Annotated in this window: 17 protein-coding genes, 1 tRNA gene and 2 pseudogenes; 11 read left to right on the forward strand and 9 right to left on the reverse strand. The window is 67.9% G+C overall.

Annotated features, from left to right (window positions below; translation table 11 throughout):
• Positions 1-91: 91 nt before the first annotated feature.
• Both EV382_RS31195 and EV382_RS31200 read right to left on the reverse strand, forming a co-directional pair.
• Positions 92-1,381, reverse strand: coding sequence for a L,D-transpeptidase (locus EV382_RS31195; RefSeq protein WP_130407818.1), 1,290 nt, complete (start codon positions 1,379-1,381; stop codon positions 92-94).
• A 312-nt stretch (positions 1,382-1,693) separates the two neighbouring features.
• Positions 1,694-2,956, reverse strand: coding sequence for a L,D-transpeptidase (locus EV382_RS31200; RefSeq protein WP_130407820.1), 1,263 nt, complete (start codon positions 2,954-2,956; stop codon positions 1,694-1,696).
• A 186-nt stretch (positions 2,957-3,142) separates the two neighbouring features.
• Here EV382_RS31200 and EV382_RS31205 point away from each other — a divergent pair.
• The 3 genes and pseudogenes from EV382_RS31205 (at position 3,143) to EV382_RS31215 (ending at position 4,058) form a co-directional block, all read left to right on the forward strand.
• Positions 3,143-3,218 (forward strand) — tRNA-Lys (locus tag EV382_RS31205).
• A gap of 160 nt (positions 3,219-3,378) precedes the next feature.
• Positions 3,379-3,498 (forward strand): annotated as a pseudogene (locus EV382_RS31210) (pentapeptide repeat-containing protein); the annotation flags it as partial.
• Entirely contained in the window at positions 3,489-4,058 is a 570-nt protein-coding gene (locus EV382_RS31215) for a kinase (protein ID WP_130407822.1), read from the forward strand. The pseudogene EV382_RS31210 and the gene EV382_RS31215, both read left to right, overlap by 10 nt.
• A 104-nt stretch (positions 4,059-4,162) precedes the next feature.
• Here EV382_RS31215 and EV382_RS34050 read toward each other — a convergent pair.
• Together EV382_RS34050 and EV382_RS31225 are read right to left on the reverse strand one after the other, a co-directional pair.
• Positions 4,163-4,650, reverse strand: a pseudogene (locus tag EV382_RS34050) (HAD domain-containing protein).
• Between the two features lie 287 nt (positions 4,651-4,937).
• Positions 4,938-5,801 carry a helix-turn-helix transcriptional regulator gene (locus EV382_RS31225; protein ID WP_130407824.1) on the reverse strand — a complete coding sequence of 288 codons (864 nt, stop codon included), beginning with the start codon at positions 5,799-5,801 and terminating at the stop codon, positions 4,938-4,940.
• A 191-nt stretch (positions 5,802-5,992) separates the two neighbouring features.
• On the opposite strand from EV382_RS31225, the gene EV382_RS31230 reads away from it, so the two are divergent.
• The 6 genes from EV382_RS31230 (at position 5,993) to EV382_RS31255 (ending at position 9,985) form a co-directional block, all read left to right on the forward strand.
• A complete protein-coding gene (locus tag EV382_RS31230; protein ID WP_130407826.1) occupies positions 5,993-6,865 on the forward strand; it encodes an SDR family NAD(P)-dependent oxidoreductase in 873 nt (290 codons plus the stop codon).
• Positions 6,866-7,236: 371 nt separating this feature from the next.
• Complete coding sequence (locus EV382_RS31235) at positions 7,237-7,656, forward strand: carboxymuconolactone decarboxylase family protein (RefSeq protein WP_130407828.1); 420 nt, start codon at positions 7,237-7,239, stop codon at positions 7,654-7,656.
• 34 nt (positions 7,657-7,690) lie between these two features.
• The gene (locus EV382_RS31240) at positions 7,691-7,891 is read left to right on the forward strand and encodes a VOC family protein (protein WP_130407830.1); all 201 of its coding nucleotides are present in this window, start codon (positions 7,691-7,693) and stop codon (positions 7,889-7,891) included.
• 195 nt (positions 7,892-8,086) lie between these two features.
• On the forward strand, positions 8,087-8,476 hold the full coding sequence (locus EV382_RS31245) for a hypothetical protein (RefSeq protein WP_208758666.1): 390 nt from the start codon (positions 8,087-8,089) through the stop codon (positions 8,474-8,476).
• Positions 8,477-8,763: 287 nt separating this feature from the next.
• Positions 8,764-9,219 carry a helix-turn-helix domain-containing protein gene (locus EV382_RS34055; RefSeq protein WP_425272014.1) on the forward strand — a complete coding sequence of 152 codons (456 nt, stop codon included), beginning with the start codon at positions 8,764-8,766 and terminating at the stop codon, positions 9,217-9,219.
• 4 nt (positions 9,220-9,223) lie between these two features.
• A complete protein-coding gene (locus EV382_RS31255) occupies positions 9,224-9,985 on the forward strand; it encodes a PIN domain-containing protein (RefSeq protein ID WP_130407836.1) in 762 nt (253 codons plus the stop codon).
• A gap of 96 nt (positions 9,986-10,081) precedes the next feature.
• Here EV382_RS31255 and EV382_RS31260 read toward each other — a convergent pair whose 3' ends face one another.
• Together EV382_RS31260 and EV382_RS31265 are read right to left on the reverse strand one after the other, a co-directional pair.
• Positions 10,082-10,546, reverse strand: coding sequence for a MerR family transcriptional regulator (locus tag EV382_RS31260; protein ID WP_130407838.1), 465 nt, complete (start codon positions 10,544-10,546; stop codon positions 10,082-10,084).
• A complete protein-coding gene (locus EV382_RS31265; RefSeq protein ID WP_130407840.1) occupies positions 10,543-10,875 on the reverse strand; it encodes a hypothetical protein in 333 nt (110 codons plus the stop codon). The genes EV382_RS31260 and EV382_RS31265 overlap by 4 nt, the downstream gene beginning before the upstream one ends.
• Before the next feature lie 119 nt (positions 10,876-10,994).
• On the opposite strand from EV382_RS31265, the gene EV382_RS31270 reads away from it, so the two are divergent.
• Positions 10,995-11,510, forward strand: coding sequence for a hypothetical protein (locus EV382_RS31270; protein ID WP_130407842.1), 516 nt, complete (start codon positions 10,995-10,997; stop codon positions 11,508-11,510).
• Between the two features lie 58 nt (positions 11,511-11,568).
• Here the strand turns inward: EV382_RS31270 and EV382_RS31275 are convergent, their stop codons facing one another.
• Positions 11,569-14,691, reverse strand: coding sequence for a hypothetical protein (locus EV382_RS31275; RefSeq protein ID WP_130407844.1), 3,123 nt, complete (start codon positions 14,689-14,691; stop codon positions 11,569-11,571).
• Positions 14,692-14,837: 146 nt separating this feature from the next.
• Here EV382_RS31275 and EV382_RS31280 point away from each other — a divergent pair, with 146 nt between their 5' ends.
• A complete protein-coding gene (locus EV382_RS31280; RefSeq protein ID WP_130407846.1) occupies positions 14,838-15,188 on the forward strand; it encodes a DoxX family protein in 351 nt (116 codons plus the stop codon).
• A 19-nt stretch (positions 15,189-15,207) separates the two neighbouring features.
• Here the strand turns inward: EV382_RS31280 and EV382_RS31285 are convergent, their stop codons facing one another.
• A complete protein-coding gene (locus tag EV382_RS31285) occupies positions 15,208-15,924 on the reverse strand; it encodes an ABC transporter ATP-binding protein (RefSeq protein WP_244236872.1) in 717 nt (238 codons plus the stop codon).
• Positions 15,925-15,944: 20 nt separating this feature from the next.
• Positions 15,945-18,797: an ABC transporter permease gene (locus tag EV382_RS31290; protein ID WP_130407848.1), complete on the reverse strand. Its 2,853-nt coding sequence runs from the start codon at positions 18,795-18,797 to the stop codon at positions 15,945-15,947.
• Between the last annotated feature and the right edge of the window lie 348 nt (positions 18,798-19,145).

Consider the following 19,145-nt stretch of genomic DNA (forward strand, 5'->3'; position numbering starts at 1 on the left):
CGGCTGGGCAGTGATCGACTCGGGTTTCAGAAAACCGGGGCATCCCGCTCGATCGGATGCCCCGGTTTCCGGAAACGCGAGTGGATCTAGATCAGGCGGTCGGTGTGGCGGACGGGGTGACCGTCGCGTCCGGGGTCGGCGTGGTGGTGTCCGGGTCGGCCGGAGGCTCGTACGGAAGGGCGCTGCCCTTGACGTACTCGTCCCAGCTCATGTTCCAGTCGGTCCAGCCGTTGCCGTTCTGCAGCTTGCGCTCGGTGCCCTTGACCGTGATCGGGTCGCCGATCTGGGTGTTCCTGAAGAGCCAGTCGCCGTTGGCCATCGACACGTTCACGCAACCGTGCGACACGTTCGTGGTGCCCTGCTGCCCCTCGGACCAGGGTGCCGCGTGGATGAACTCCCCGCCCCAGGTGAGGCGCTGCGCGAAGTCAATCTTGGTGCGGTAGCCCTCCTCCGGGCCCAGCTCCTCGAACGTGTCGAAGACCGTCTTACGCAGCTTCTCGATCACGACCATGGTGCCGCTCGACGACGGGGTGCTCTTCTTGCCCAGGCTGACCGGGATGGTCTTGATCACAGCGCCGTTGCGGGTCACCGTCATCCGCTTGGTCTTGTTGTCCACCGTCATGATCAGGGACGCGCCGATCTTGATGTCCACCGAGAGGTCGGCCCGGCCGTACCAACCCGCACCCATCGGCAGGCCACCGGCCTGCACCCGGTAGGAGACCGTGCTGTTGGGCTTCCAGAACTCCTTCGGCCGGTACCGGATCTCGGTGGGGCTGACCCAGTGCCAGATCCCCTCCTGAGCCGGGGTCGAGGTGACCGTCATCCGCCGCTGCACGTCGTCGCGGTAGTCCTCCGGGATGCTCCGGCTGAACTTCACGATCAGCGGCATGCCCACCCCGACCACCTGGTTGTCGCCGAGGAAGCTGCTCACCCGTACCTGCTTGCCGGGCTTGGCCATGGTGGTGAAGGTGCTGGTCGCGGTGGCCGGACGCCCGTCGTCCCCGGTGGCGGTCACGGTCGCCGTGTAGCTCGTGCCGTACGCCAGTGCGCCAGCCGGCAGCCACGACTTGCCGTCCTTGGCCATGTCGCCTTCGACCACCTTGCCGGCCGCGTCCTTCAGCTCGACAGCGGTCTCCACGGCGTCCTTCGTGGTGAAGGTGATGCCGGTGGACGCCGGTACGTCCTTGGCGTCGGCGGCCGGCTCACTGATCGTGGCCGCGGCCTTCGGCGCCGGGGTTTCGCCGCCGCCGTGCCACGAGGATGACTTGCCGTCACCGTCGGTGCAGGCGGAGGTGAAGGCCAACGCCACGGCGAGAAGCCCCGCCGCCAACACGCGGCGTCGCCCACCGGGCCTGATCAGCTGGTTCTGGCTAGCTCGCATGAATTCCCTCACAGTCGTGGTCGCTGCCCCATCGTCTCCTACTGACGCGCCAGAGCCGGCCCCGGTTGCCGAGGGTGAACCGAAACACGCCATCATAGTGTCCGAATTCTGCTACTAGTCGGCGTTTCGTGAGTCTGGTTCGGACTGCGGAGGGTCGCCGCGCCGTCGTCGGGTGACGGGACTGCAAGGGTACGCGCCGCGCTGCTGTGCGGCAGCGCGTCCAGCGCCGGCCCCGCCAACGGCAGGGCCGGCGCGTACGAGACCGCCGGCGTCGCGGACGAGCGTGCCCGGCAACGGACCGGGCGCGGGCGCTCAGACCGCCGGGCCGGCTCCGCCACTGGGCACCGGCAACGCGCTGCCCTTGATGAACTCCGACCAGCTCAGGCTCCACGCCGTCCAGCCGTTACCAGCGGCGATCTTGCGCTCGGTGCCCTTGATCGTGATCGGGTCACCGACCCGGGTCTTGTCGAACAACCACTTGGCGTTCGCCATCGACACGTTCACGCAGCCGTGCGAGACGTTGCGCCGCCCCTGCACGTGCTCCGACCAGGGCGCCGCGTGGATGTACTCGCCACCCCACGTGAGCCGCTGGGCGAACTGGATGTCGGTCACGTAGCGGTTGGCCGGGTCCGGATCGTCCCGGGTGTCGAAGACCGTGGCTTCCTTCTTCTCCATCACGACCATCGTGCCGCTCGACGACGGCGTGCTCTTCTTGCCCAAGCTCACCGGAATCGTGCGTACCACCGCGCCGTTCTCGTACACCGTCATCTTCTTGTTGGCGTTGTCGACCTTCATCTCGAACGACCGACCGATCTTGGCGCTGGCCTTGCGGTCGACGTCGCCATACCTGCCGTTGCTCAACGGCACCCCCGCCAGGGCGATCCGCACGGTGATCGTGGTGCCCGGCTTCCAGTACTCCGGGGCCCGGTAGTAAGCCTGCGTGCCGTTGCTGACCCAGTGCCAGGCGCCCGGCTGCGGCGGGTCGGTCTTGACGAACATCCGCTTCTGGACCGCAGCCCGGTCCTTCTTCGGGATACCCGGGTGGAACTCGGTGACCACCGGCATGGCCACCCCGTAACTCTTGTCGTCGAAGAGGTACAGGCCCGACCCGATTGTCGACTTCGGCTTGGCCATCGTGGTGAAGCTGCTGGTGCCCTGGCTGCTCGTGCCGTCCGACGCGCTCGCCGTCACCGTGGCCGTGTAGCGGGTACCCCACTTCAGGGGAGCCGACGGCACCCAGGCCGAGCCATCGGTACGCAGCTTGCCCTCGACCGAACCCCCACCGTCCGCCGTCAGGGTGACCGCGGACACCTTCCCGCCGTCTGGGAGCTTCGCGCTGATCTCCGTGCTCACCGGCCTGTTCTTCGCGCCATGAGCCGGGCTCAGCGTGAGCGCCGGCCCGCTCGGTGTGCCCGGCGTCGAAGGTGCGGCTGAGTCAGGGGCGGCACTAGCGTCCGACGACGCACCGCCAACAAATTCCGGCTTCTTCTCGTCGCCGCCGCACCCGGTCAGTGCCAGCGACGCCACCAGAGTCAGGACGCCCACCACCGCCCCGGCTCGCGTGAACCGTGCCATGCCCACCTCTGTTCTCGCGTACCTGGCGGACATCGTGCCGCATCGCCGCCGCAACCCACGCCCCGATCTTGAGGGCCCTGGTCGGTTTGGGGCTTTTGCCGGCAAAGCTCGACCGAAGGGGGGACCCGGGGAACCGAATTGGAGCCCGCTCGGGAGGGGTGCTAATGTTCTCTCCGTTGCCGACGAGCGCCGCTAGCTCAACTGGCAGAGCAGCGGACTCTTAATCCGCGGGTTCGGGGTTCGAGTCCCTGGCGGCGCACCAACGAAATAGGCCCTGGCCTGGTGGTTCACACCGGATCGGGGCCTTTTTCGTGTACGGCAGGGGGCGTCGCTCGGTGGGTGCTCGGGAGCTGTTGGACCTGGCCGGGGTCGGTGGGACGCGGTGCGATGCCAGCGGACAGACCCATAGATCACGTGGGTGCGCTGCTGCCGGCTCGGTCGCCTTTACCGACTGCACTCTCACGAACGGAGCATGGTCTTCCTGCCGGCTACCTCGCCTGGTGCTGCGGTCATGTGATTCCGAGGAGGGATCGTGCTCGCTGAACCCACTGGCAGCCCGGACACGATTCTCGTCTGTATCCGGGGCAACTCCGGCTCGGGCAAGAGCAGCATCGCCCGCGAGCTACGACGCCGGCACGGCCGGGGCTGCGCCCTGGTCGAGCAGGACTACCTGCGTCGCATCGTGCTGCGCGAGCGGGACCTGCCTGGCGGCATCGCGCCTGCGCTGATCGCGCAGACCGTTCGGTTTGCGCTTGACCACGGCTATCACGTGGTGCTGGAGGGCATCATGCACAGCAGCCGTTACCGCAGCGTGCTGACCTCTCTGCGGGACGGCCACCGCGGGCGGTCCCTGTTCTGCTACCTCGACGTGTCCCTGGACGAGACCCTCCGCCGGCACCTCACACGCCCGCAGGCCAGCGAGTTCACCGCCGAGCACATGAGCGGCTGGTACGCCGCCCACGACGTCCTGGGCTGGCCCGACGAGCTCGTCCTACCCGAGACCACCGGACTGGACGAGGCCGTCCAGGCGATCGCCACCTTGGCCGGGCTACCCCAGACCGGACGCGACGACGACCTGCTACCGGACGTTCTGTCCCCGTAGAGCAGCTCAGCCGGCTACCGGTGTCGCCGTTGCGGCGCACCGTTCGCCAACATCAGTTTCGAGTGGCCAGACAGCCCGTCGACTGCGACGGCATGGAGCTCGCCCTACCGCGCCCGGGTGAGCCAGCTTTCGATGACTGTGAAGTCGTGCTCGGTCAGACCGCGACGTGGGTCGACTCGATGTAGCAGTGCTGGGCTGTGGTGATGAGTCGATACCCACTGTTGATCGGCGTGGGAGATCTCGTCGTCGACCCAGATGAAGGGGCGTCCTTGCGCCCACTCGACCAGCCCACGGGTCTTCCAGTGCAGGACGCCGACCTCGTCGGAGTCGGGCCAGTCCATCACGGGCAGAGGCGGCAGCCCGAGCAGGGGTGCGAGTACATCGTTTGCGTCGCTCATCCAGGTCGTCGCCCACACCAGATCACAGGGCAGGGCCTTCAGCCGCGGCCGTGTTCCGGATTGACCTTGTGCAGCAGGGGATGGGCGTCGGCCGGTAGGGCCGGCGCCTCGGTTTGGCCATGCGGCATGCCCGGCTGAGTCGCCGTGGGTGTTCCGAGCGGGATGAGGGTGCCATCCACGTCGAGGAACAGCAACGGACGCGGCGCAGGGTCGGACATGACCCAAGAGGCTAGCCCTCACCCCGTCAACGACTACCTCCGCATTTTCCCGGAGCCATCCGTCTCGCTGCTGCTCCGTGCCGGCAGGCGTGCGCCACCGACGGCGACCACGGCAGCGGCGGCGTCGGGATGCACCGGGTCCTTTCCGCTCCGGCGGCGCCGGCCGCAATTTGTCATCGATCACGACGCGCACGACCCGGTCACGGGTCGGGTCTACAACCACGATGCTGGATCGGAGGCAGGGCATTTTCGGTACGGGGATTTCAAGCCACCGGCGTGTTCGCCCACTGGGCGAGCAACTTCAGTGCCTCGTGGGATGAGCTGTCTGGTTCGGCGGTGAACACCACGAGGTGCTGGTCGGACTTGCCGCTGACGTCGAATTGCTGCGAGTCGAGGGTGAGTGGGCCGACCAGTGGGTGCTGGTAAATCTTGCGGCGCAGTGCGGCGCCGGTCACCTGCTGGCTGCCCCACCATGTGCGGAAGTCCGCGTCTTTGACGGAGAGAGTCCCGACAAGTTCGGCCAGGCGCTGATCGCTCGGGTAGTTCCGGGCCTCCATACGTAGGTGGGCGACGCATTCCTGGGCGGCCCTGGCCCAGTCGGTGTTCATTACCCGGTAATCCGGATCGAGAAAGGTGAGCCAGATAAGGTTCCGGTGCCGCTCCGGTAGTGCTCCGTAGTCGGTGAACAAGGCGGCGGCCAGGGGATTCCAGGCGAGGATATCCAATCTCCGGCCGAATACGTAGGCGGGAACTTCGTACAGGCTGTCGAGCAATCGCTGGGTCAGCGGGTCAACCCGCGACGTGGTCTGAGTACGGGATCCTGGGCGCTGTTTCGGCCCGGCGATCGAGTGCAAGTACTCCCGGCCGTCGCGGTCGAGACCAAGCGCGTCCGCGAGGGCGTCGAGGACCTCGGGTGACGCGCTGGTGACGCGTCCCTGCTCGAGCCGGGCCAGATAGTCCGCGCTGACATTGGCCAGCTGGGCGACCTCTTCACGGCGCAGCCCGGGAACGCGGCGCCGCCTGCCGCCGCCAGGTAGGCCGACGTCGTCCGGCTGGATACGTGCACGACTGGCCCGCAGAAACTCGGCAAGCGGATTGCTCACGCTGGACGCCGGGGGCTTGGACATGAAACCCAATCTACCCTCGGGCCTCGGCGGATACCTGGGACTGTCTTTCCCACGAAAAACCGAACCTGGTCGGCCCGACATGCTGCGATGAAACTAGGACGCATCAGCAAGCCACCACTCGCCCGGACAGCCGCAAAGCCCATAGCGGGCACGGATGTCCGGGCCGGGACTAACAGGAGAGGAAGCCCCCCATGTCGAAAACGATCGTGGTGACCGGTACCGCGACTGGAATGGGCCGGGCCATCGTCGAGAAGTTCGCCGCCGAAGGCTGGAACGTGGTCGCGACGGTCCGCAAGGAGGCCGACCTGACGGTGCACGATGAGTTGGAGCGGGTCAGGACACTGCTGCTGGACGTCGATGACGAGCAGGCGGCAGGGCCCTTCGCGCAGACCGCCGTGGAGCAGTTCGGACAGGTCGACGTCCTGGTCAACAATGCGGGTTTCTACCAGATGGGGCCGGTGGAGGTGAGCAGCATGGACCAGATCCACCGGCAGTTCCAGACCAACGTGTTCGGACTGATCGCGCTTAGCCGGGCCTTCCTGCCGAGTTTCCGCGCCCAGCGCTCCGGAACGATCATCAACATTTCCTCGTTGACCGCCGAGCAGGGTTATCCATACAGTGCCGTCTACGCTGCCTCCAAGGCAGCCGTGGTGGCCCTGAGTGAGGGGATGAGCCTGGAGGTGGCCGGTTTCGGGATCGCGGTCAAGGCCGTCCTGCCCGGACAGCACTCCACCCGCATTTTCACGAAGATCGACATTGCGCAGGACGTCCCTGCGGACTATCAGGCGGGGATCGAAGCGTTCTTCTCCAAGAACGCGCCAACCGGCTCCGACCCGTCGGTTACGGCCGACGTCGTGTACCGAGCCGCCGTCGACGGGGACAACGCGAAGGTGCATTACTACTCCGCGCCGGACTCGGCAGCCATTCCCAGGGCCAAGCAGATCCTGGGCACCGACGGCTACTGGGCGGAGTTCCGTACCGCCGTCCTCGCAGAGCCCAGTCCGCTGTTCACCGCGTTGATCCCGCGCCCGGGCGAGCATCCGATCGATTGGCAGATCTCCTGACCATGCGCGGACTCCGTCTCGGGTAACAGGCGGCTCGGTCGGCTGGCCGATCCCGGCAACCGCCACCGGGGCCGGCCAGCGGCTGTCAGCCATGGCTCCCACAGCGAGACGCTGCCCGGTCCGTGCCCAACGACTGCGACGGGCGGCGTTGCGCGAAGTCGTCCAACCCAGCACGACTGGGGCGGCAGGTGGTGGTTCAGGCATGCGGAGGTGTCGCGGATCGGCCGTCATCCGCGACACCGCCGCCGTGACGCGGCGTGCTACAGCCTTCTAAATAAGGGTTTTCAGATGTGTTGGTGGTGTGCGAGACGGCCAGTCTAAAATTTCCGGATATCATCTGTTTCGACCTTGTACATGAAAGAGTGAGCATCGTGACGACGAACCATCCGACAGACCCGGGGTACGCCGCCGCGCTGGACACGGCTGAGCGTCTGCTGGGCTTCCGCTTGGAGCGCTTTCTTGGTGCCACGCCTGGTGAGCCAGCTAACGGCGCAGACTTCAAACGGATCGCGACGATGCACGCCTTTGGCGACGTCTGGCCGCGCACCGAGCACCTGGATACACGGACGCGGGCACTGGTGTCCGTCACCATCGCGGCGACACTCGGCGTCCTGGAGCCCCTCCGTGGTCAGCTCCGCATCGCGCTCAACGCCGGTGCCACCAAGGAAGAGATCGCCGAAGTCTTTCTTCAGGTCGCGGCCTACGCTGGCGTAGCACGCGCGTTCGACGGCTACCAGGTCGCGGCCCAGGTCTTCGCAGAGAACCTGGAACGCTCAGACCCTGGTAAGTAAGGGGCTCAGGGGAGCGTGCTGGTGCCGCGCAGTCGTGTTCGACGCCGCTGACCTGCACGCTGAAAGTGCATTCTGGGCCGGGATGCTAGGTGGGCACGTCTTTCCGGACGAGACGTTCCACAGCGTCATCGACGCGGCCGGCGAGTGGCGGATCGGCGTCCAGCTCGATCTGGATAGCGATGAGGGGCATCAGGTGTACGCCGATCCAGCCGGCCACCCGTTCTGCATCGGCTGAGGGCATCCGTCCCGAGAGGCGCTGGCGACGTTCGTCCGCGAGAGGTTGGGATAGGACGAGCCCTCTGCCGACCTCTGCGCTCGCTGACGCACGCTCATGCCGCAGATCGCGCGGCTCGGTACGGCCGTGCCTGCCCTACGCTGACGCCATGAGGGAAAGGGGCCGGACCAAACCCGCGCTGGCCCTACCCGGCGGATACTGATGGACCGGCAGGCGGCGGTGCCGACTCGCGCGCTCCCGGACGAGATCCGGGCTGACGTCGAGACATTGTGGCGCTACCACGACATGCGCCACGAACTGCGCCCGTGCGACGTGGGCATCGGGCTGGGGAGCCATGACCTCGGCGTTGCGGTGATGATGTGGCCGGAGGTTGATGTGGTGTGCGCGTCGAACCCGCTCGATCTGGACGACTATGTGAGCAGCATCGGTGACCCGCGGCGGGTGGTCGACATGCTGGTGGGTGACACGCAGCGGATCGAGGTGTACGCCGAGCGCGGGTTCGCGGTCCCGCAGGAGATGCCGGACGAGGTGCGGACGGCGTTCGAGCGTCTGGTGGCGGCTGGCTACGCGAGCAGGCTGATCTGAGCCTGGTTACCAGCCCGGCCGTCCCGACCGAACACTTATCCGGTCGCTGAGCGGCGCTCCTTGAGCTTGCGGTTGTCCGCCCACCCTCCTCACCGACGGCGGAGTACCTCCCGCCCTCACCGTGCGTCACGGTCGCATGATTTCAGCCTTCACGAGCATTTGATAGACGCAAGAAACGAAATTGGATACGATGCTTTCGATGAGGGGGGACCATGGCTGCGCCTGCTCTGAATGAAGAGACGTACCTGCCAGAAGCTGACGGGCAGGTCGCCCAGGTACACGACTTCATGCAAGCTCATGAACGGTCGGGCCGAGGGCCGGTGGCGCCACGATATTTTCTGGCGGGAGCTACCCCGGGCGACCGCGTCGAGCTTCCAGCCGAGATCTACGGTGTGCTCCGCCAGGTCGTTGAAGCGCTTCAGCAGGGGTTTGCGGTGACTGTGGCTCCGCGGACGCTGAAATTGACAACTCAGCAAGCCGCCGACCTGCTCGGAGTCAGCCGGCCCACAGTCGTGAAGCTGCTCGACGAGGGCAAGATCCCGTTCGAGCGGGTGGGTACCCACCGCCGAGTTCTTCTGCCCGACCTGCTTGCGTACCGGGCCCAGCGCAGGGCCGAGCAATATGCCGCCCTTGAGGAAACGTCGTTGGACATCGGCGATGAAGAGGACCTCGATGGGGTAATGCAGCGGCTGCGCGAAGCGCGTCGTGCGGTCGCCCGTCGGCGCAGAGGGCTGACAGAATAGACGGGTGTTCACAGCCCTCCTCGACACCTGTGTTCTCTGGCCCGATCTGCAGCGCGACTTTCTGTTGTCTCTCGCGATCGAGGGTATGTACCGGCCCGTGTGGAGTTCGGTCGTGCTGGAAGAGCTGGAGTACGAGCAGAGGGCGAAGTTGATCGAGCTGGGTGGCGATGCTGGTGAAGCCGCCAAGCGGGCGCGACACCTCATCGAGCAGATGCAACAGCATTTCGGCGACGCCGAAGTCAGTGGGTGGGAAGGCCTGGAAGGCACCTATGGCCTCCCCGACCCCGACGACGAGCATCTGGTCGCAGCTGCGGTTGTAGCCAGTGCTGGAGCCATCATCACGCTGAACGTGCGAGACCTGTCCTGGGACAAGTTGCCTCGCGGCTTGCAAGTGCTCACGCCCAAAGAGTTTGCGGCCAATACCGTTTCCCTCGATCCGGTGAGGGCTTGTGCTGCCGTAGCAGCCATCGCCAGGCGCTCGGGTCGGTTCGGTCCTAATAGAACTGAAGAGGACATCCTGGAGATCCTCGTTCGTCGCTACGGGATGACGTCGGCGGTAGAGATGATGCAGCAGGCGGCGGCTGACACCGTGAATCTGCGGCCTCCGCAGCCTCGGGTCAACGAGTCGGAGTCGCACCGTAACGCCCATGCATCGCGCACGGAGCGACAAGGCGGTCCCACGTCAAACGCGCTCAATCGGCCGACGCGAGTGTCGGCTGAGGGACGCCCCGCCCCGCGACTACCCCCGAACGTCCCGTCCCCGTAGAGCAGCCCTGCCGGCTACCGTTCAGCCCTCCAGCACAGCGTTGATTGCATGGTGGTGGTGTAGGGCTGCGCGAGGGTGTTGCTGAGGATCAGTGCGTTAGCCCTGCGACGCCGCGCAGGCTGTCAGGGGCGCGTGAGGGTCTCTGCGGGTGTGGGTGGCGAAGGGGATGGGGCAGCACGGCTGGTCGGCGCACTCCACGAGGTCGTTGCAGCCGGCGTGGACCGCCGCGCGCAGTGTGTCGGCGATGACCTGCAAGTCGGCGATCTTCGCCTCGACCTCGACGAGCTTCGCTTGGGCGCGGACCCGCAGGCTGGCGTCGGCGTGGCGAGGGTGACGGTGCGGGCCGGTGTCGAGCAGTTCGGCGACCTCGTCGAGGGTGAACCCGAGCCGCTGCGCCGCTTTGATCACCCGCAACACGGTGACCGTCTCGGCTGGGTAGAGCCGGTGCCCGCCCAGGCTTCGATCTGGTGCGGCGAGCAGTCCCCGGCGTTCGTAGTAGCGCAGCGTCTGCGGGTTCACCCCGGCTGCGGCAGCGACCTGGCTGCTGCGCAATGCGCTCACGCCGTCATCCCGGCGGCGGCGCGCAGCGCGAGCGCGTCGAGGACATCGACATGCGCGTCCGGCACCTGCACGTCGAGGCGCAGCGTGTCGGTGTCGACGGCCAGGGTGAACGAGAAGAACGAGCAGCAGCGGCTTTCCCGGCTGACCAGGTCCCGGGCGGTCGCCTCGGCGGTCGGGTCGAGACGCCACCGCAGTTCGGTGCGGGACATCCGCTGCTGCGTCAGCAGGGCGGTGGCGAACAGATCGTCGAATTCGGTCAGCCGCAGTGGCTGTTGGCCGCTCGGCAGGGTGCACGACTCGTGCACCCACGTCGGGGAATCGGTTGTCATACCGACGACGGTAAGCCGGTACCCGGGTACCGGATGCAAGCCCGATGCCCGGCGCGCCTCACCGGGCTACCGCCGGACGGTCAACCGACCTGAGCAGGCGGGCGATACATTGCCCCGGTATGACCCTCGCCGCGATTCGGGAAGCCGTCGCCGTCATCGACATTCTCATCCGGGACATCGCTGATCGTCCGGTGGATCTGGCCGATCCGCACTGGCAGGCGAAGCTGGCGGCCGCCGCGCCGCCCGCGGAGGAGGCCGGGGTCGCCACCGAGGCCGCTGCGGCTCTGACCGCTCTGCTGGACTGCTACGAGTCTGGTGATGAGGCTGCCAGGGGCGAGGTCCGCCGGATCTTCCGCGCGCATCGAGCCTTCAGCTGGGGGGTCGGTCTGACCGGTGAGTGGCCGTCCGCCGCTGCCGAGTTTCGTCGACGACTGGTCCACGTGTCCGCCCGGGACCAGTCTGACGACCCGCGCGACGACCTCATGGAGGTCTGGCAGTTGTGCGAGTGGGCACGTGAACGCGGGGTCGACGTCGAGCCCATCGTCCGCGCGGTCGCCGACATCTCGGGTGAGGTCGACCATCTCGGGATGGGCTGCACCCGCGCACTGATCCTGCGTGGCCTCGAACGCCACTGAACCTGACGAAAGCGCATGCGGGTTGCCGACGCCCGGAGGCGCCGGCAACCCGGTGTCGTCAGTTGGGGTGGGTCAGGCGGGTGGTGATCCGCAAGCCCAGCAGGGTGTCGTTCAGCCACGGCACCCGTTCGTGGTGCAGACCGGCGGTCATCTGGTCCGCCCAGACGTCGTACCGCTGCATCAGCGCGACCGCCCGCGACCGCGCGCTGGCGATCAGACAGTCGCCGAGTGGGTCACCGGGCAGGTTGGACGCGTCCACCGCGGCCTCGCAGGGCAGCTTGAGGCTGACCTGGTCGCGGAGCGGGCGGCTGGGGTCGAGGGGGCACGGCGAGGGCCCGCAGAGGGCGTAGTTTCCGCTGGCCCGGGCATAGGCATTACCGATCTTGGCGTCGGTCGGCATGTTCACCGGTATCTGGTACTGCCCGAACAGGTTCGCGGACAACACGTCGTCCGAGTCGAGGGCGTTGGGCAAACCCAACCGGGTGTACGCCTGGAGCAGCCGCGCCGCCGTGTTCAGCTTCTTCAGGGCGGCGGGCACCGACCCGCTGACCTGGGTGCTCTGGTCGCGTACCCGGTCGTACATGGACTTCTGCCGGGCCTGGAGGAAACCGCGCAGGGTCGGCGTCAGCTCGGTGTCCAGTGCCGTGTTGTTCGTGGCCGTCGCGGCGCTGGCGAAGGCGTACCGGCCGGACGGCCACTTCGAGGTCAGGCCCTGCTCGGGTGTGGTTTCGCTGTCGCAGTTGAACAGCTCGCAGTCGATTCGGTAGACCTGCTCGTCGGGCCAGGTGTAGTCGGCGGTCCGCGAGTTCTGCCAGGCCGCGGTGGGGCTCAGCCGGAACCGGCTGTGGATCTGCAACCGCAGCTTGCCGTAGTAGCGGACCACCCCGGTGCCGTAGCCGGTCGTGCGGGTGTGCACCCAGCTCGGTGTGTAGCAGTAGCCGACCTCGGGCAACTCCCGTACGCCGGCCGGCGGCTCGTCGGGGCGCGGCGTGTACGCGTACTGAAGTGTCCGCACCATGGGCGACATCAGGTCGTAGCGAACGTTGCTGGGTCGGTCGATCTGCCTGCTGCCGCCACACGAGGGCACCGTCGCCTCGTCGGCCGTCGCCGGTGCCGGGGCGAGGGTCTTGTCGGTGTCCCAGAACAGGTCGTAGTTCTTGAGCGTCTTCACCTGCACACCGTTGGCGTCCGGCTCCCAGCGGACCTGGATCTCGTTGCGGCGGAAGGCGGCCAGCGCGGTCGACAGCTCGTTGGTGGCGGCGACGTACTCGTCGACCAGCCCGCTGATCAGGCTGTTGGCGTTGCCGTCGACCGGGCGACCGAAGCTGGCCGCGAGGTCGGCGATGCGCGTGCCCTCCGCCTCGATCTGCGCCGCGCGGCCGGTGCTGACCTGGGCGGCGTACGTCGGGTTCTGCAGCATCACCATGGCGTACGCCTGCGCGCCGAGGTTCCAGACCGTCGGGTTGCCGACCGGCGTCGACGGTTCGACCATCGACGGGTCCCGCCCGCTGGCGATCCGGGCCAGGTAGTTGATCGATCGGGCCTCGCCGAAGCTGTTCAGCACGGTGGTCGGGTCGACCGCCGGGTTGTCGGCGTCGGTCCTGGGCACCACGAAGGCGGCACCGCTGGCCAACTGCGTCGCGGTCAGGTGGAATTCGTTCTCCGGGCCGACGAACTCGCCGTACGTCGGGATGGGCTGGCCGTAGTTCTCCAGGTAGCCGATGTACTGGTTGATGTCGGCGCGGGCGTCGTGCAGGGTGGCGTCGCCGATCGCGGCCAGGACGGTGGCGGCGATGTCCTCCAGGCGCAGGCCGAGCTGGGCGACCTGCTGCTGGACGAGGGTGATCTGTGCGGTGTTCCCGGCGATCGCCGCGTTCAGCTTGTCGAACTGGGCCATCATGTTCGCGTACACCGTGTTGATCTGGGCCTCGACCCGCGCGAAGCTGGCGCGCATCTCGTCGCCCAGGGCCCGGACCTCATCGCGCAATGCTTTGACCTGGGCCAGAATCTGCGCGTCCAGCGACGGCGTGTTGCTGCCGAAGAGCCCGACGACCGACATCACGGCACCGAAGATGTTGCCGGTCATCGCCAGCGTCGCGGTGCTGAAGATCGAACCGGCCAGTCCCCGGCCGGTGATGGCCGCCGCGTACGTGGAGATCGCGCTGATCGTGGTGAGGACCGCCTCGCCGATGACCTTCGACTTCTTCCCGGCGTCCGGGTCGGCGAACCCGATGATGGTGGACACCATGCCCACCCCGGCCTTGATGTCGGAGATCGTCTGCTGCCGGTCCTTGTCGCGTTCCTCCGCGGCCTTCTTCGCCGCGGCGGTGCACGCAGCGCTCGGCGGTCCTTCGGGCGGACACTTCTGGTTGTTCCCGCCGATCTCGAGACGGATCTCCAGGCTCAGGCCGAGCAGTCGCGCGTGCAGGGAGGCCAACTGCTGTTTGGCCGCCGCGACGTACGCCACCGAGTCGCCCTGCAACGCCAGGATCGCGTCGAGGTCCACCTGCGAGAACCCAGGGTCCTGCGTGAGCTCGTCGTACGTGTTGGTGACATCCACCCCGAACGGCTCACCGAGTACGGCGTTCCACGCGTCGGCGAACGGCGCGTTGGCCGCCCCCGCCTGCCGGACCGCGGACCACACCGCGGCGAGCGCGTCATCGCGCCCGCGCAGCCACTGGGCGGTGCGCAGCGCGCCGGAGGCGAGCTCCTCGCGGGTGTCCCAGGGTTCGACAGTCCTGCCGATCACGGCCCCGACCAGGCCGGTGATCTCCGGCGAGGTCCGGGTGTCGCCGCCGGGTGCACCGAGCAGGATGTCGACGGACTTGAGTAGCAGGTCCTGCTCGGGCAGCAGGACGTCGAACGCGGTCAGCGAGTTGTCGAGCAGCTGCTGGCGCGTCGTGAGCTGGGTCTGTACCTGTTTGGCCGTGGCGTTCGGGTGCAGTCGGTGCCACTGGACGAATTCGGCTGACAGCACGGCGGTCTTGATCCGCGCTGCGCCCTGGATGTGGATCTCGGCAACCTGGCCGAAGGCCCGGTCGGTGAGCGCCGCCTGAGGGATGGGGACGGGGACGGGATCGGCCGAGGCGGGTTCGCCGAACAGCACGCTTGCGGCGGTGACCGCGATCATCGCCACCACGGCAGTCCCGCGCCTCGTACGCGTGGAACGTCTGATTGTCATACCGGGAACGTATTGAGCGGCCTGAAAGGGCGCTGAAACCGCGCTGACCCGCGTCCGGCGGGCCGGCGGATCTGACCGCAGACGAGCGGCCGTCACACTCCGTTGCGCTAGATCGTCCAGGTGGCGACAACCACAATGGAGGACTCATGTTCGCTGCTTACGTCACGGTCACCATTCTCGCGTCGGTCTTCACCGGCATCGCCGCGGTCACCTACCTGATCGGCCACGACTACCCGAAGGCCCAGGCGGACATGAAGCGCGTGCCCCGGTCGTGGGTGCCGCGCCTGGGCCTGGCGCTGGCGGCCGGCTCGGTGGGGCTGCTGGCCGGCTTCGCCGTACCGCTGCTGGGCACGCTCGCCGCCGCCGGGCTGGTGCTGTATTTCATCGGCGCGCTCATCGCACACCTGCGCGTCGGCTCGCGGCAGTTGGTGGGTTGGGCCGTGTTCTTCGTGACCGTGGTGGCCGCCCTGACCGTGAACGTGCTCTACCGCTGGTGAATGAGGGGTGGCCCGCGCCTCACCGGTCCAGGCTAGTGAGGCACCCGTCCCGCATCTGGACAGCCCGGTCGCAACGTGCGGCGATACCGGTGTCGTGGGTGGCCATGATGAGGGTCGTACCCTGCTCGTCGCGCAGCCGCAGCAACAGGTCGACGATCGCGGTGCCGTTCTGACTGTCGAGATTGCCGGTGGGCTCGTCTGCCAGCAACAGGGCAGGTTGACTGATCAACGCCCGGGCGATGGCGACCCGTTGCTGCTGCCCGCCGGAGAGCCGCGACGGCAGGGCAGCGGCCCGGTCGGCGAGCCCCACCATCGCCAGCAGCTCACGCGCGCGAGCGACCTTGTCGAAATCGGTGCGGAACGGAATCAGCGGCGCCATGACGTTGTCCAGGGCGGTGAGCGTGGGCAGCAGGTGGAACCGTTGGAACACGAAGCCGACCCGTCGCCGGTAGGCCGCCAGTGCCCGGCCGGACAAGCCGGTCACCTCCTGGCCGTCGACGTCGATCGTGCCACTGTCGCTCTGTTCGATGGCGCCGATCAGGTGCAGGAGCGTCGACTTGCCCGAGCCGCTCGGCCCGGTCAACGCGATCGCGGTGCCGGCGGCGATCGCGAGGCTGACGTCGTTGACCGCGACCAGCGGTGCTCCGTCGGGCAGCGGGAACGACTTCCGTACCCGCGTGAGACACACAAGCGGCATGGTGAGCGTGCTCGACGCCGCAGCTGACGTCCGTTTCATCGGACCTACTCCTTTGCCGCTCACCCCTCGGCGAGCAGGTGGGCGGTGGGCAGTCGGCGGAGCACGGCGATCGGCACCACCACCGACAGGGCGGAGACGGCGACGCCGAACACCAGGGCGGCTCCAGAACACCAGAGGATCGGAACGGTGACGCCCCCGGCGAAGACCGCTGCCGCGCCAAGGCCGGCAGCGGCACCGAGCGTGCCGCCGATGGCGCCCATGCCGACGGCCTCGATGACGACCAGCCGGTTCAGCATCGCGTCGGTCCAGCCGACGGCACCGAACAGGGCGAACTCGGCGGCGCGCTCGGAGATGTTGAGATAGAGCACGTCGGCGACCGACACGATGCCGAGCACGATCGTGACCGCGACGGCGATGTGATCGACGGTGCGGGCCTGGAGGGTGACGGCATCACCGAGCAGGGTGCCGGTGATCGCCCCACGGAACGCGAACGTGATCGCCAACAACATGGTCAGGGCGGCCACCCCGATCATCAGACTCAGCGCGCCGAGGCTGGTCCGACCGGGAGTGCGGGCAAGGTTGGCCAGGGCGAGGGTAGCCAGCCCGCGCGGCGCCTGCCGGCGGAGGGCGAGACCCGAGACGGCGGGTCGGATGATCTCGCCGGGGTCCGGGCGGGCCGCCCGCCAGGCCGGCCAGCCGCCAGCGAGCAGGGCAAGGGCCACCGCTGAGGGTACGGCGAGCAGCGTGTGGCTCCACGCGATGTTCAGCCCGAGACCGAGCGCGATCCCGAGCGCCAGCCCGCTGCCCGCGAGGCCGGCGGCGAGACCGATGCCGACGATCTCGATGAACATCAGCTGGAGTAGATGTCGCCGGTCCCATCCGAGGCAGGTGAGGATGCCGAACTCGGTGCGTCTGGCGCGGATGGCGGCGGTGTTGGCATTGAGCACCGCCAGCGCGCACACCGCGAGCACCAGCACGGACAGCAGCACGCTCTTGCGATCGGCCGCGCGGACAAGCACGGACGCGACGCCCTTCTGCACCCAGGGCTCGGCCACGGCGAGGTCGGGCCGGCCGTAGTTGCCCGCCGGGTAGTGCACAGTCATCGCGGTGGGGGAGGACCCCAGGGTGATGTCGACCTGTAAGCCGGTGCGTTGCGCAATCTCCTCGGCGATCACACGGACCCGCTCCCGGGAGACCGGGTCGATGCCGACGTCTCCGGCCAGCCGGACGCGTACCACGCTGATCGGTGCGGTGGTGTTGAGTTGGTATTCCGGGTAGCTGGGCTCGGTGCTGTACGCGCCGGAGTCGAAGATGGCCGGCAGGGCCGCCATCGTGGTCAGCATCAGCGGTGGTTGGCTGAGCAGGCCGGTGACGTTCGAATTCGGGGCGAGGCGTCGGCCGCCCAGCGCCTGCCGTGACGCTTCGTCGGCGCCCTCGGCGCCCGGGTTGAAGTACGTGTCCATGGGCACCGCCGACAGCGCACTGCCCAGCGAAACCTTGGCGGGGTCGAAGGTGCCCACCGCGCCCAACGCCGCGTCCGGCATGCTCACGTCCCCGGGCTGCGGCTCGTACCCGTGCGCCAGGTTGCGATGGATGGCGACGCCACTTCGCACGCTGGTGTCGGCGAACTCCATCGGCACATGTCGGGACGATCCGCCGTCGTCCGCGCCCTGACCCCAGATCTTCAGGTCGTACGGATCTGGCTGGGCGCGCAGGCCGTCCCCGGCGGCGACCCGCTTTGGCGGCCCGACGGTCCAGAACTGGTCGAGCCACATGGTGTTCGTCGTTGCCAAGTCGTATTCGACGCCCAGGTCTCCCGGGTGGAGCATCCGGTTGACCATGTCCTGGTACGGCCCCGTCACCGACGTCGACTTCTGGGCGATCGGGGTGCCGGACTCGTCGCCGAGAGCCGCGCGTAGCCGCTGGTCGTCGGCGGACGTCCGGACCAGTTCGGTCGCGTCCGGGTTCAGGCGCTGCACGGTGACGTCGAGCGTCCTGTCGACCTGAGGTCGGTCCGCGATGAGGATCGGGAGCACCGAGTAGGGGTACGGCATTCCGTCCAGTCGCCGCGACGTCGGCGCTTCGGCTGAGGTGAAGTATCGGCCCGAGGTGACGGCCTGGTCCAGTCCGGCCAGCGCGGCCTCCGACTCCGGGTCGACCGCGGCCATCAGGAGCGGCACCGTCCACGCCAACCTGACGGTCGGCCGCGTCGCCTTTCCCTCGCGATCCGTCGAACCCATGCCACCGACGCACGTCAACGACGATCGGGCGCGCAGGTCCGTCGGTGCGAGCCAGTCGTCCGTGGCGATGGCCGCCGCCGCTGGGCAGATCTTGACCCGCTGGCCGTCGGCGTCGACCTCCTCCGGTGGTGGCAGGCCCCCGCCGCTCTTCAGCTCGCTGTTGGGCACCACGTCCAGCCGGTTGCGCGTCGCATAGAGAAACGCCGGTCCGTCCGGGATCTGGCTCAGCCCGGCGTCCGTCACCCAGGTCGGCTGGACCCGCAACACCTGACGCTCGGCGGTCGGGTCAAGGTGGTCCGACAGGTCGACGGTCACGGGCACCGTGCGCATCACGTACCCGACCATCGCGACCGGTGCCGCCACCGACACCCCACGCACCGCCTGGATCTCGCGCCACTGATCGTGGGTGATGCCGCCACGCATACCCGCCAACTGGCCCGACTGGACCAGATTGCGTTCCTGCTCCAGCGGCAGCACCGCGTCCTTCGGGCGGACCAGAAGGTCGTAGACCGGGCGGTAGTTGGCGCTGACCGCGCCAACCGCATCCAGCCGGGACGTCACCGCGGCCCCGGTGAGCAGGGTGAACCCGGCTACCGCGACGGCGATCATCGAGAGCAGGGCCAGCGACCGGCGCAGCCGTACGCGCCATTGCGACGCGGCTATCCCCAGCATCGACGCACCCTGTCCCCCATCGTGTGGCCTTCCAGCATGCCGCCGCCGACCGGACGGTGAGGTCCGGTCGGCGGCAGTGAATCGACGATGATCAGCAGCAGCCTACGGTGTAGCTTACGGAAGGCGCGCTACAGCTCTTCGCCGTGTTGGCGTAGCAGCGAACCTGACCCGCTACCTCCTTGGTGTAGTAGTAGTAGCAGAAGGGCCCTCCACACCCGGTGTAGGCGAGGCTGCAGATGTTGCACGCGGACGCGGTGGCCTTCGGCAGCAGCGCGGCCAGTAGCTTGTCGCTCAACCTGTTGATCATTCGACCTCTCCTCTTCTCCGCCGGTACGGCGGCTTGTCTAC

The sequence above is a fragment of the Micromonospora violae genome (assembly GCF_004217135.1).
GTDB classification, from domain to species: domain Bacteria; phylum Actinomycetota; class Actinomycetes; order Mycobacteriales; family Micromonosporaceae; genus Micromonospora; species Micromonospora violae.